This is a genomic window from Cerasicoccus arenae, from assembly GCF_014651635.1.
GTDB lineage: Bacteria > Verrucomicrobiota > Verrucomicrobiia > Opitutales > Cerasicoccaceae > Cerasicoccus > Cerasicoccus arenae.
Map to the genome: position 1 here is coordinate 25,729 of NZ_BMXG01000022.1, position 13,792 is coordinate 39,520.

The 13,792-nt window shown below is 51.6% G+C and carries 9 protein-coding genes and 2 tRNA genes; 8 read left to right on the forward strand and 3 right to left on the reverse strand.

Features of this window, described 5'->3' with window-relative positions:
* Positions 1-985: 985 nt before the first annotated feature.
* Both IE065_RS14855 and IE065_RS14860 read right to left on the reverse strand, forming a co-directional pair.
* Positions 986-1,072, reverse strand: a tRNA-Ser gene (locus IE065_RS14855).
* Between the two features lie 92 nt (positions 1,073-1,164).
* Positions 1,165-1,617: a MarR family winged helix-turn-helix transcriptional regulator gene (locus IE065_RS14860; RefSeq protein WP_189516505.1), complete on the reverse strand. Its 453-nt coding sequence runs from the start codon at positions 1,615-1,617 to the stop codon at positions 1,165-1,167.
* Between the two features lie 113 nt (positions 1,618-1,730).
* Between IE065_RS14860 and IE065_RS14865 the strand changes: the two genes are divergently transcribed.
* A tRNA-Gln gene (locus IE065_RS14865) sits at positions 1,731-1,804 on the forward strand.
* Positions 1,805-1,929: 125 nt separating this feature from the next.
* Complete coding sequence (locus tag IE065_RS14870) at positions 1,930-5,454, forward strand: S8 family serine peptidase (protein WP_189516507.1); 3,525 nt, start codon at positions 1,930-1,932, stop codon at positions 5,452-5,454.
* Positions 5,455-5,480: 26 nt separating this feature from the next.
* On the opposite strand, the gene IE065_RS14875 is transcribed toward IE065_RS14870, so the two are convergent.
* Complete coding sequence (locus tag IE065_RS14875; RefSeq protein WP_189516509.1) at positions 5,481-6,968, reverse strand: sulfatase family protein; 1,488 nt, start codon at positions 6,966-6,968, stop codon at positions 5,481-5,483.
* Between the two features lie 367 nt (positions 6,969-7,335).
* Between IE065_RS14875 and IE065_RS14880 the strand changes: the two genes are divergently transcribed.
* The 6 genes from IE065_RS14880 to IE065_RS14905 are packed head-to-tail and all read left to right on the forward strand — an operon-like array spanning position 7,336 to position 13,786.
* Entirely contained in the window at positions 7,336-8,334 is a 999-nt protein-coding gene (locus IE065_RS14880) for an AAA family ATPase (RefSeq protein WP_189516511.1), read from the forward strand.
* A 21-nt stretch (positions 8,335-8,355) separates the two neighbouring features.
* Positions 8,356-9,237 (forward strand): DUF58 domain-containing protein, encoded by an 882-nt coding sequence (locus tag IE065_RS14885; RefSeq protein ID WP_189516513.1) that lies wholly within the window; start codon positions 8,356-8,358, stop codon positions 9,235-9,237.
* A complete protein-coding gene (locus IE065_RS14890) occupies positions 9,237-9,794 on the forward strand; it encodes a hypothetical protein (RefSeq protein ID WP_189516515.1) in 558 nt (185 codons plus the stop codon). Before IE065_RS14885 ends, IE065_RS14890 begins: the two co-directional genes overlap by 1 nt.
* Positions 9,794-10,873, forward strand: coding sequence for a vWA domain-containing protein (locus tag IE065_RS14895; protein ID WP_189516517.1), 1,080 nt, complete (start codon positions 9,794-9,796; stop codon positions 10,871-10,873). Before IE065_RS14890 ends, IE065_RS14895 begins: the two co-directional genes overlap by 1 nt.
* A complete protein-coding gene (locus IE065_RS14900) occupies positions 10,843-11,904 on the forward strand; it encodes a vWA domain-containing protein (RefSeq protein ID WP_189516519.1) in 1,062 nt (353 codons plus the stop codon). The genes IE065_RS14895 and IE065_RS14900 overlap by 31 nt, the downstream gene beginning before the upstream one ends.
* Complete coding sequence (locus IE065_RS14905) at positions 11,897-13,786, forward strand: tetratricopeptide repeat protein (RefSeq protein ID WP_189516521.1); 1,890 nt, start codon at positions 11,897-11,899, stop codon at positions 13,784-13,786. The genes IE065_RS14900 and IE065_RS14905 overlap by 8 nt, the downstream gene beginning before the upstream one ends.
* Positions 13,787-13,792: the final 6 nt, after the last annotated feature.

Sequence of the window (13,792 nt, forward strand, 5' to 3'; positions counted from 1 at the left end):
TAGCTTGAATAGAATATCATATATGCGATAACAGCGTTAGGCCTCTGCTGATTTAATGCGTGCTTATTGCTGACTTCGTATGGCGAAAATGATAAGCCAATGATGCTTTTTGGGTCGGGATCTTACTGCGTGCGGTTAATTTGGTTCTATCCCTTGAATTCGTAAGCCATCATTTTTCTAAGTGCGATCGCGGATTGGATGAGTCAAAAGCAGCAACAGGTGATCGATTATTTACTGGGGTACCGAGGAACGTAGTGACGGCAAAACGTAGCGTCCAAATCGGGTGCTCAAACAGCAGCTGGATGCTTCAGGAAAGAAGCTGGCATTGAACGATACTCAAGCCGAAAAAGGGCAAATTACTCGGTTGGGCTGATCTTCAAAGATACGCAACTCTGGAGACGACTTCGATTAACTTCGACCAATCCCCTACGAGCAGTTGCATTATGATATGCGCGTAAAGACTGGAAGTAGTCAAAGCAATCTGTTTGATATTTTTTAGATCACGTTGAAGTGACCTACTCCCGGTAAACTGGCCGGGCTTAGTTCTAGAGGAGCAGGTCACTTAGGGCCACTTCGATCATGGTAGGTGGCGAAAGAGTGGCGCAACCCGTTCTTGATGTTCTCGACTCCGCAGGCAAGGTTTCGGTCATAGCACAGGTCTTTGATTTTCTGCCATCGCTCAAGATCGCTGCCTGCTCCGTTCTACAAAATCCACCGGTCCCGCTCAGCTTTCGTTGAGCAAAACTTGAACTTCGGCTTTCCTTCGACATACCATCTAGCCTCCCACGGCTTTTTACGGCCTTCCCGCTTATGCTTTTTGATGTTCATCGCTACCCCAACTGAGTTAAGGTGATTTCCCAGAAAAGCAAATATAAATCAGGCAGTGATAGTAAAAAGTGGAAAGAGAAATAAGCCCCAATCCCTTTGCCCGCCTGCTATTCCTAGCGTTTATGCGGGGTTTCGGTCGATTCCAAAAAGCAGCCTGCGGAGAAGGAGGGATTCGAACCCCCGGTACCGTTACCGGCACAACTGATTTCGAGTCAGTCCCATTCGGCCACTCTGGCACTTCTCCTCAAAAGAAAGCCTAAGACATGACTCTGGCGCGGAATTGCAATACCGAAATTACTCTGAATAGCGAGAACCGCTCGCTCGGGCACGCGAGATTTACGAATCGGCCAAGGCTGCGGCTCGCAGACCTACTTTCTTGATCAGTTGATAAAGCGTTGTACGCTCCTCGGACGTGAACTCGCCAAATATGTCTTCCAACACCTGGGCGTGTTGTTGATAGGCGTTGGCAATATGCCTTTGGCCCGCGGAGGTCAGGTGAACTTCCACTACACGCCGATCGGTGGGGGAGGCACGTCGCTCCACATAGCCTTTATTTTCGGCGCGGTCGACGGCTGCAGTGATTGAGCCGCTGGTGAGCATTACGCGTCGGCCAATGGTATTCACGGGCTGTGGACCTTTGTGCAACAGGACTTCTAGCACTGCAAAATCGCTTAATCCTTCAAATCCCTGCTCTTTGATGCTCTGTCGATCACGCTTTTCAATCGCCCGGGTGGCTTTCCACCAGACGAGCCATAGATGTGGGCCAGAGGTATCGATGGGATCGGACATCTTTAGAATTAAACCTTAAAGATCTCTAGGCATCAAGAGGAATAGCAATTTTCCCGTCGCTGAATTTCGCTTGACGTGGATGGCACAACACGAGATTTTTTTCACCTTTGAGTAGGCCCGTGGTGTAATGGTAGCACTATGGTTTCTGGTTCCATCTGTTGGGGTTCGAGTCCCTGCGGGCCTGCCAGTTTGCAATGTTATTATGTGTGGCGTGAGCGGGGAATTGTCACATGATACGACTTGTCATGTCTGTAATGTGACCTATTGTTGTTTGCTTTTATGATACGGTTAAATTTAATATATTTCTGTGGATTGATCTTTACATTGCTGTTTTTTTGCGCCTCTGGCAGTTTGTTTGCGCAAAGTACAGATCAATATACGTTAGCTCCGAACGAGGTTTATTGGAAGAATGGCCCCGTAAAAGAGCGCATCGAAACGATTGAGCCAGCATCATCACCGAATGTTGTGTTGGCGCAATCGAAGAGTCTGAATAAGTCCAAGGGCGAACAACCGCGTCTTGTCTTTTATGAGAAGGACAAGCCGCGCAATGACTTTACGCGTCGCATTTTATCTGAGTCCATTGTTGTGACTTTACGAGAGGGAGCGAACGCAGACGCAATTGCCGCAGCTCTTGGGGCGACGAACGCGGGTCGCATTGCATTGCCGGGTAACCGATACCGATTCCGACTGCTCGATTATAATGATGTGCTGGGCATTGAAGATCGTGTGGATGACTTTATTGAAATCATTGCTATTGAACGGCAGTTTGCACGTTTGCAAGAGCGTCGTTCGGTGCCCAACGATCCACTTTTCCCTGAGCAATGGCATCTGGTCGACGACAATCCTGAAGTGTATGACATTAACCTTGGTGACGTCTGGGAGACTTATACTGGTGCGGGGGTTGTTATTGGCATCGTGGACGACGGACTGGCGATCAACCACCCGGATTTGCTGCCAAATATGGAGCCGTCGATGCATTATGACTTTCGCGACGGAGACACGGACCCGAGTCCCGAACTGCTGACTCCTGACACCGACGATGGCTCGTCTTCGGGTGAAGACAAGCATGGCACGGCGGTGGCGGGCTTGGCTGCTGCGAGAGGTAACAATGGTATTGGTGTTAGCGGAGTCGCGCCACAGGCGCATCTTGCTGGTTTGCGTTTGATTGGCGATTACGCGGAGGACGTGACAGAGGCAGAGGCATTTCTCCACGGACTGCAATCGATCGACATCAAGAACAACAGTTGGGGGCCTGCTGGCTTTGGTGATGTCCTGATTGGCCCGGGGCCACTGGCTAAGGAGGCGCTCAAACAAGCGGCAGAGGAAGGGCGTGGCGGTAAGGGCACGATCTTTGTTTGGGCAGCGGGCAATGGACGTTTCCGTAAAGACGATTGCAACAAGGATGGTTACTCCAGCTCGCCATACACGATCTCGGTGGGTGCCGTGAGTGAGTTCGGCAAGCAGGCGATCTACTCTGAATCTGGTGCCAGCTTAATGATCTGTGCGCCGTCACTGGATTCTGGTGCCCGTGGTCTCGTGACGACTGACTTACTCGCCAATGATGGCTATAACCATGACGCTTTGAAAGAGGAATTGGATGACCTCGACTACACGCTCAATTTCAGCGGAACCTCAGGCTCCGCCCCAATTATTTCAGGTATTGTGGCCCTCTTATTGGAGGCAAACCCGAACTTGAATTGGCGTGACGTTCAGGAGATCCTTATTCGCTCAGCGCGCCAAGTAGACGCTGATGATCAGGGCTGGTTCGACAATGCCGCCGCAGCGCCATTTCATTTTAACCGCAAATACGGAGCAGGTCTCGTGGATGTCGAAGCCGCGATTTCGCTCGCCGAAAGCTGGACTTCGCTTGGCGTTCGCAAGAGCCTTTCGGCGCAGAACCATACTCTCAGCTTACCTGCAAACGTGCCCGACGACGCGACGACGCTGGAAGTGAATTTTGCCATGCCCAGTGTTGGCTTTCGGGTGGAGCATGCCGAAATGCGTCTCTCTCTAACACATGAAAGCCGAGGCGAGCTGGAAATTATTCTTATTTCGCCGAATGGCACGGAAAGCATGCTGTTAGCTTCCACCGATCTGGATCAGGAAGCGGATATAGTAGACTTCGCTTTTAATAGTGTGCATTTTTGGGGAGAATCCGCTGGCGGTGAATGGACGTTGCGCATTGTTGACAAGCAAACCGAGTTGCCTGGTGAGCTGACTCAAGCGACTCTAACACTTTATGGAACGGCGACCAGTAATGCTCTGCCGGCCACGCCGCGTAATCTCGTTTTCACCCGTCTCTCAACGCTTTCGGCTTGGATGGCTTGGGAGGATATTGCGGACAATGAAACCGGTTATCGCATTGAACGTGCGGCTGGTTATAATAAGCCATGGACATTGGTCGCGACAACTAAGCCGGGCGTTACCTATTATTACGACGAAACACTCGACGGCGAATTTTATTACTTTTATCGAGTCACTGCGATCAGTGGCGACATCCAGTCGGCCTATACTGAACCTGCGGAGTCCTATCGGGCTTTCCTCGAAACGACACAGCTCTACTACGCGAACTTTGAGGCTGATCAAGGCTTTGAGACTGGAGCGCTAGCTGGGCAAAACGGTTGGGGGGGGGCGAATACGGCTAGCAACAAAGTGTTGGTAGACACGAGCATGGGCGGTATGCGTTTAGCTAGTTTGGGCGGCAACGGCTATCAAGGTAGTCAGTATGATTATGTTTATGGCAGCGCAGTTTATTTTGCGGACGCTCGATCTGAGGCACACTTTTCGTGCCAACTGGAAATTGATTCAACGCTGGTAAAAGCAAAGGACCGTTTTGGTGTTGGTTTCTACAATCTGAGCGGCCAATTACTATTCGTTCTGGAGTTCGATGCAAAGGGTCGTGACTTATATTATTATAACAGCGATTACGTTTATCATTCGCTCAATCGTTCATTTTCGCTGAGAAAAGCATACGATCTTGAGATTATTATCAATCTAACGTCCAACACTTGGTCAGCTTCGTTGGACGGTAGATCAATCGGGAGCAATTTACCCGTGGCCAAAAATACCAATGACCTGAGCGGCATTGCCTACCATGAATTTTCTTGGTACGTTGTGAACACATCCTTGCCGGGCGCGAATCGCATGCTGTTTGACGACGTGAAGCTGGAAATGGTCGCAAGTAGTGTGCCTGATGCGCCATTGGCTCTGGAAGGCTTTGCGCAGGGGTCATCGGTGGTTTTCTTGTATTGGAACGACCCATTCCTCGCACGCACTTACCATATCGAAGGCCGTAAAGTTGGTGATGCCGAATGGGTTGAAATGCTGAATTTTCCAGTGGAAGACTGGCCGCTGCCAGTTGCGGTTAAAGGCTTGGAGCCTGACACCGAATACGAGTTTCGCGTTCAAGCGGAGAACAATTTTGGTTTTTCCTATTACAGCGACATCGTTGCGATTACCAGCTTGCGGGAGTATCAGGATTGGCTGCGGCAGTATGACTTGGAAGTCGATGTTCCGCTTCTGGCCGACCCGTATGAAGTCGGGCATCCACTCCTCCTAGCCTACGCCTTGGGGATTCATCCTGAGCGCTTTTCGGAGCGCCGCTTGCCAAAGCAGTCGATCGACGAAGGGGGGGGGATGATTACGCTGCGTTATTACCGTTCCCGTGACGATGTTGTCTACAAGGTGATGATGTGCGATAATTTGGTCGGCCCTTGGACCACGTCTGATGTGATCCAAGATTACGAGGTCGACGGGCGTTTTATTACGGCGGCGGCACCGATACCAGCGAGCGGGGCAACGTTTCTACAACTCGTGACGACGCTCGCTGATCAGTAAGCGACTCCGGCGCAGGATCAATTGGTTTACCAGCAGCTAAAGCGTCCAATCCTAGGGTGCAACGCGCTTAGGTGGCGAACCATCAGTTCTTCTCGTAACTCCTTAAAACGTTCGGTTAAGCGAAATTCTGCGATGATGTTTTTTCGCTCATATGGATCGTTCTGATGCGCATAGCACTCCCATTCATCCTGGCCTGGGAACCATGTGAGCCGGTATTCTCGATCATAGATGGTGAAGCTCGGCGGGAATTCTTCGCTCATGCACTGGACCAAGGCACGGCGTTGATCGGGGTCGCCTTGAAGCAGGCTTTGGCCATCGATTGAGTGGGTTATTTCCACGCCAGCAAGCTCGCAAATTGTCGGAAACATATCGACGCCGCTAACTGCCATATCGGTGGTTTTGGGTAGTTTACCTAAGGGATCGTGGACGATGCAGGGGACGTGGTTGAGAGCGTTGCAGGGTAGCTCATTTTTACGAATGCGCCCGTAGTCGCCAAGGTAGTCACCGTGGTCACTCGTGAAGATGACAATCGTGTTTTCCCACAGGCCATTGGCCTTGAGCGCTTTAATTGCTTGGCCTACGGCACGGTCAATCAGGTGATTCTGCGCGTCGGTATAGCGGCGAACCGTACCAATGTTTTCGGGCTGATTCTTAATGCAGGGCATTGACTCTTTAGGCCAAGCGGAGGGCTTATCAGCAAGGTCTTCGACCGTGGCCGTTGGTACTAGGTAATCATGTTTTGAGAACTCCTCCGCCAAGGATGCGGGAGGGGTGAAGGGTTGGTGTGGATCTGGGAAGCTCATCCATAGAAAGAACGGCTTTTCCTTTGCTTCGTCACTGGACAAGAAGTCCGCTGTTTTCTGCCCGACCCAAGTGCTGTGGTGATACTCTTCAGGGATGCGACCGGGGTAAAGTGTATCGATCTCAGGAGCTGGATAGTTCTCAATCCGTTTATTCAATAGCGCTTCCACTTCGGGGGCCACTTCACGAAGCCATTTACGATAGTGACCGCCAATATTACGTTCACCGTGGTTGAGCGTCAAATCGACATGCTCAAAGCCGAAATACGGACCATGCCAGTCGTCAAATTTACCTTCTTTCCACAACCAATCGTTTTCTGGGTGATTAAGCTCGGGTGCGCCTCGGGTGGGGCAGAGGTGAAGTTTTCCGATAGAGCGTGTGTGGTAACCAGCTGCAGCCAGAAGCTCGGGTAGGGTATTAGCGTGAGACTCGCGCTGGGGCATATTACGACTGGTGGGGGAGGCTGGGACAAGGTCTCGATTTGGTAAGCCAACGCCATTGGTGACGACACCGTGTCGTGAGGGCATTTGTCCCGTAAAAAAGGACGCGCGGGAGGGCATACAGACTGGATTAGCCGTGATGAAACGGTGGTAAATAGCACCTTCTGCCGCTAGAGCGTCGAGGTGGGGCGTGACCGCGTGGGGGTTGCCAGTGCAGCCTAGGCTGTCGTAGCGTTGTTCGTCGGTGCAGATCCAGAGGATATTGGGTTTCATTGGGCCTTCGTTGGGTTTACGAGATACATATTAATTGATCATTCGAATGCCTTGGCGAGCAATTCTTTCAACGGCCCTGTGGAGCTATGTCGTTGTTGCTTAGATTCAAATGTCCAATTCTGGCTGAATTTAGTTTAACGCATCATATCTCCAGCAAGGTAGTATTGATCACTACTATGATAGGCCTTCCATTGAGACTCTTTCACGGTCATTTCATGAATTAATTATCTTTGCCTGCACTTTTCGCCGCTAACTTATATGTAAGCAAAATAATGCTAATGTTGGAGATGCTAAGTTTAATATTTCGATTGATTATCTTGGCGATCCACGTTGGCATCTCTATTTTCCCTTAACCCAATTGTTACCTGTGACTGAGACTGAAGATTACATTACGCAGATCACCGAAGAGGTGCAGTCGGCCAATCAATGGCTCCCCGCACTTTACGAGCAGCTGGCCAAGCGTATTGTTGGCCAGCATTACCTGATTGACCGTTTGCTGGTCGGTCTGTTGGCCAATGGCCATGTTCTTTTAGAGGGTCTTCCTGGCTTAGCCAAGACCTCAACCATTAACGCACTGGCGTTGGCGGTAAATTCCGATTTCTCACGCATCCAGTTCACGCCCGACCTACTCCCGGCTGACTTGATTGGCACGCTGATTTACAATGCCAAGGATAACGTCTATACGACGCACAAGGGGCCGCTTTTTGGTAACCTGATCCTCGCCGACGAAATCAATCGAGCGCCCGCCAAGGTCCAGTCTGCATTGCTTGAAGCAATGCAGGAGCACCAAGTGACGATTGGCGACACGATTTACCCATTACCTGAGCCTTTTCTGGTGCTCGCCACACAGAATCCCGTTGATCAAGAAGGCACTTATCCGTTGCCGGAGGCGCAGATGGACCGCTTTATGTTAAAGGTGGTCGTCGAGTATCCTGAGGAGCACGAGGAACTCCAAATTCTCGATATCATGGCGCAGACCCGCCCCAAGATTCCAATCGAGCCCGTGCTGTCGCCTGAGCACATTTTGGCTATGCAGGACATCGTGGATAAAATCTACGTCGACACCTCTGTCCGCCAGTACATTGTCAGCCTTGTAATGGCCACGCGTGAACCGGCCCGAGTAGACGAGGAACTCGTGCCCTACATCAAATACGGTGCCTCCCCCCGTGCGACCATCAACTTGACCCTCGCTGCACGCGCCAAGGCATTTCTTTCGGGACGCGGTTACGTGACTCCAGATGATGTAAAGGACATGGCATTGGATGTTATGCGCCACCGTATTAACACCACTTACGAGGCTGCCGCCGACGAAGTTACGAGGGAAGATATTTTGACGCGCGTGCTGGAGCTCGTTCCGGTCCCCTAACGCCAACCCCGCGTCTAAGTTATGAGCGCTAAGCAGTGGCTGAAGCGGGTTCGCGCCGTAGAAGTGAAGACGCGTCTGTTGTCCGAGCAATTGCTCCAAGGCCAGGCACACTCTATCTTCACCGGACGAGGTATCGACTTCGAGGACGTGCGCCCGTATCAACCGGGAGACGACGTTCGTCGTATTGACTGGAACGTCACGGCACGTATGCGCGAGCCCTATGTGAAGCGCTTTATCGAGGAGCGTGAGTTGACTTTTATCATCTTGTTGGATCTTAGTTCGTCGGGCGTATTTACCTCCGCTGAGCAATCGAAAAACGAGCTGGCCGCTGAGCTTTGCGGTGTTTTTGGCTTCAGTGCAATTCGCTCCAATGATCGCGTCGGTATGGCGCTTTTTACGGACCATGTCGAGGCCTGGATACCTCCCTCCAAGGGCGAAGACCACGTGCTCCACATGATCAAGGGCGCTCTCTTCCACGAGCCCACGAGCACGGGCACAAATATCTCAGAAGCCGTTAATTTCCTAGCCCGCGTATCGACACGCCCGGCCGTTGTAGTCGTGATTTCAGACTTCATGGATGAGGGCTTCGAGCGGGCAATCAAGTCGGCCAACCAACGGCACGAAATGATGGCGCTCAATCTTATCGACCATCGTGATTTTGAGCTGCCTCGGGTTGGCTGGGTGACCTTGCAGGATCCCGAAACGGGCGATTTCGTGGAGATCAACACCAACCGCAAAAAAATCCGCGCCGCTTATAAAGAGCGCGCGATGGCCCGCTATCAATCATTGCACCACAAACTGCGTTCTGGTGGCGTGCCTGCGTTGGATATCCATACTGACCGGCCGTATTTTGCTGACTTGTGTCAATTTTTAACCGACCGCGCGTCACGGAGATTGGCTTAATGGCGGACGAAATTACGACATCAGAAACCGACGTAACGCAGGGGTTGGTGGAGGACCTTTCTCCAGCCAAACCGCCGGTAGAGATCAGTGTTTGGTGGTTTATCGGTCCGGCGATTTTTGTGGCGCTGATCGCTTTGGTTGGCTGGCGTATGCGCGTTAAGATTAAGGCCGCCATTGAGGAACTCAGGAAACCACCTCCGCCCGATCCCGCGAAGAATGCACGTGAGGCACTGGACGAGCTGCGTCGCGATATGGAGGGCATGGATATGCGCGAATTTATCGACCGACTTGCCAGAATTTTCCGCGCTTACCTTGAGGGGCGCTTTAAGATTCGTGCCACAAGCCAGACGACAAGTGAATTCCTTCGTGCCGCTTCTAAGGGGCTGAGCTTTGAGGCTGTGACACGGGAAAAAATCACCGAATTCTTGGAGACTTCGGATCGCGCCAAATTCGCGCACCACACGGTGCCTGAAAAGACTGGTAATGCATTTTTGGCCTGGGTCGAAAGCTATATTGCAGCGACTGAGGCAGCACCACCATCAAAGGAGGAGGCGTAATGAACGACCTTTGGAGCCGGATTACAGAGGTGCGTTTTGCGTATCCTTGGCTGCTCATTTTATGGATGGCGATTCCTCTTGTGGTCTATTGGGCGGCCAGACATGGGCCTGCTGGGTCGATTACATTTTCGTCGACCAAAATCCTTGCTGGTTTGGCCAAGCAGAACCGCGTGAGCCGAGGTTTTTTCTTGCGTCTGTTGCGAATGCTCGGTCTTGCATTGATTGTGGCTGCTTGTGCGCGTCCTCGGATTCCACAAGGCGAAATCCCCGACTCTGAGAAGGGAATCGACGTGATGCTCGCACTTGATTTTTCCGGTTCGATGGACGCAGAGGACTACGTTGTCGACGGGCAAAAAGTGTCCCGACTCTCTGCTCTGAGCTCCGTAATCGGAGAGTTCGTGAAGGGCCGCAAGCATGATCGCTTCGGCATTGTGGGCTTTGCCAAATATCCTTATCTCACCAGCCCGCTGACACTCGACTATGACTGGATTACAGCGGCGCTGAAGTCTATCAAAACCGAAGGTGGTACAGCGGTCGGAGAGGGCATCCACATGTCGATCAAATACCTGCTTTCCGATGAGCTTAGCCGCGCCAGCAAAGAGGTGGATGAACCAGAGAAAGTGAGGGAGACCCATTGGTATGACATGTTCGACATGCAGGAGCCTTTTGAGATCGAAGGTTCACGTGGGCCGGACAAACGCCAGAAGGTGCTCATTGTAATTTCAGACGGATTGAGCAACACCGGGATGTCACCGATGGATGCAGCAAAAATCGCCAAAGACGAACATATCCGTATCCACACGATCCGGATCAACCCCGGCGTTGTGCATCCGAGCAAAGTCCAAAAGGACGTCATGTTCCAGATTGCCCGCGAAACTGGTGGCGAATTTTTCCAAGCCACGAATACAGCGACCTTACTGTCGATTTACCAACAGATTGATCGTATGGAAAAGACCGTCATTGAGCAGAAGCGTTTTCAGAACTTCGACGAAGTGTTCCATTGGTTCGCATGGGGCGGGGTGGGGCTGTTGACTCTTGAATTTCTGCTGTGGCAGACGATCAAAAGGAGGCTGCCGTGAGATTTGCTTATCCAAATGTTATCTGGGGCGGGCTGGTATTCCTCTTGGTATTGTTCCTCGTTTACCTGTGGTCAAATCGTCGTGCAAAGAAACGTCTGCGAATCTTTCTTGGGCCAGCGATTAACCGCGTAGCGAATCTGAGTGCAGTCTATACCCGCAACCGGCTCAAGGCGCTGACGTTGCTGCTCGGGCTGTTCTTCATTTTGTTGGCGCTCGCGCGCCCCGTCATTGAGCCGGAGGACCAGGAAATTAAGCGCATTGGGATGGACTACTTCATCGTGCTTGATGGCTCCAAGAGCATGCTTGCCACCGACATGGAGCCCAATCGTCTCGAAACCGCAAAAAAGGCCATTAAGCGCCTGCTGAACGTCTCCAAGGGCGATCGCGTGGGCTTGGTCGTGTTTGCTGGTAACGGCTATCTGCGTGCTCCGATTACATTCGATTTTGCCGCCTTCAATCTTGTGCTCGACCACGTAAGCGGTAGCAACACCTACCCAGGTGGCACTAATCTTGAAAAGGGTCTGGAGCGCGTGGCTCACGCCATGGAGCCCATGGACCTTAAGAACAAAGCCGTTATTGTCATCTCTGACGGCGAGGAATTGGAGGGCGACGCGATCGGTTTTGCGCGCAAAATGTACAACGATCAAGGCATTGTGACGCACACCGTCTCCGTAGGCACGTTAGAAGGTGCCAAGATTGAACTTTATCGCCGCAAGGATAAGCCAACTTACCAGCGCGACGCTTTTGGTGGTGAGGTCATTTCTCGCATGGACCGCGCTTTTTTGCGCCGTGTGGCTGAGGCTGGCCGCGGCAAATTTGTTGAGCTGGATCAGGAGGGAGATGCCCTCGTTAATCTCTACCATGAGTCGCTGAAACCGATGGGCGACGATGCCGACGTGACCACGATGAAAGGTTATGTTGAGTTTTTCCCGATTCCGTTATTAATTGGGTTACTGCTGATTTTCGTTCAGACCGTTATCCCTGAAAAGAACATCCGCCACACGCCGCGCGCTATTTTGATCGATGAATAAAATCCCCCGATTACTGATCACTGTTCTCGTACTGTTGTTCGCCCCCGCGATTTCTTTCGCTGTTCCTGAGAATCCCATCGAATCCTTGATCAAAGCGGGTAAGTTCGCTGAAGTGCGCCCAATCATTGAGAAGCGCCTCGAACAGGCACCCAACGACGAATATTTAATTTATAATCTCGCGCTGACCTATTATGCCGCTGGCGATTACGACGAAGCCGTTGTCCTTTGGGAAAAGGTGCGGTTGGCCAAAGATCCAGAACTCGTGACCAAGGCCATGGCACAGATTGGTAACGCGAGCTTCCGTATCAGCGCGGCCATTTCTGCTGATAATCGAAAGGAGGATGCGACCATCCACCTGCGCCGCGCCCAGCGTTCGCTCGAGGCTGCCGTCGAACGCAATGACGCCTACGACATGGCGCGCAAAAATTACGAATTCGTTTCTAATCAACTCGTCGTCCACCTTATCGAGCAGGGCAATTCGAAAATCAAAAGAAGCGAGAGCAAATGGGTTAAGGGCGAGCATGATCTCGTGTTGTTCCGCTCTGCGCTAACCGATTACGAGGAGGCGCTATCGATCAAGCCTGAAGACGAGGACATACAAGAACTCGTTGAGAAAACACGTCAACGCATGACGGATTATCTCACCAGAAACGGTGAGAAAAATCTTACGTCCGCTGAGAAATACATTGAGAAAGTACCAGAAAATAGCGAAAATCCACTTACCCGAGATGAGACAAACGACCTCAGGCGGGCAAAGGCTTCGGCTCAGGAAGCTATAGCGAATTTTGATGATGCCGCAGCGATTTCTCCAGATAGCGAGAAGGCCAAGCAAACCGCCGAGGACGCACGCAAGAAGGCCTCGGATATCATGCAGGAAATTGCCGAAAGACAAAGATTACAGAGTGATTTACATGAACAACGAGTTGCTGATGCTAGAGAGAGTCGGGAAGAGATTCGCGCACAACTCAAGAAGGATGACATCAGTAAACAAGAAGTAAACGACCTCAAGAAGAAGGGGAATAGTTTGAGCAGAAAAATGCGCGAAAGTCAGGAGGCCGCTAACAAGAACCTAGAGCAAGCACTGCAGAATTTTGAGGCTGCGATCGACCTAAACCCCGATAATTCCGAGGCAGCCATCGCCAAACAGGAACTGGAGAAAAAGCTAGCCCAGCGCCATGAGCAGCTAGCGGACGCACATTTGGAAGTTGCCGATACTGCACAGAAAAAAATCGAGCAATGGGAAAAGGAAATGCAGAATTATCAGAAAAAAATGACTAGCGAAGAAGCATCGGAAAAAACTAAAAAAGAGGCTGAAGCTCGTTTCGACAAACTTGAGCAGGCGAGTGCCCAGGCAGCTCAGAGCGCAGCCGACCGCCTATTGTCAGCCAAGGCCGAATTGGAAAAGGCTACCCGCCTAGACCCCAGCAACGAGTCGGCTGCTCAAAAGTTGGAAGCAAGCGACGGCAAGCTGGCTGATTCGCTTGAACACGCCGCTGACATGCAACTTGCCGCTGCTGAGCAACTCAAAGAAAAGGGCAAAGATGATCAATCCATCGCACGCATGGAACAAGCTCTCAAAAATTTCGATTCCGCGATGGCGCTCAGCGATGAGGCCCCACAGCAGCAAACCCTTGGACAGAAGATGGATGCTGCACAGCAGGAGCTGCTTTCGCAACGTAGTGAACGCGCACTAGAGCTTGCTGCCACTCAGCAGCAACAACAGCAGATGCAGGGCAATCAACCGCCTCAGCCTAACAGCGAAAAGAATCAGGAAACAGCCATGGAATATAAAGAAATGGTCCAGTTTACGGAGGCCGATGGCGGCGAGCAATTTGGCAATTTCGACACCAAGGCGATGAAGCGTGTGGTCAAAGACTGGTAGTCAGCG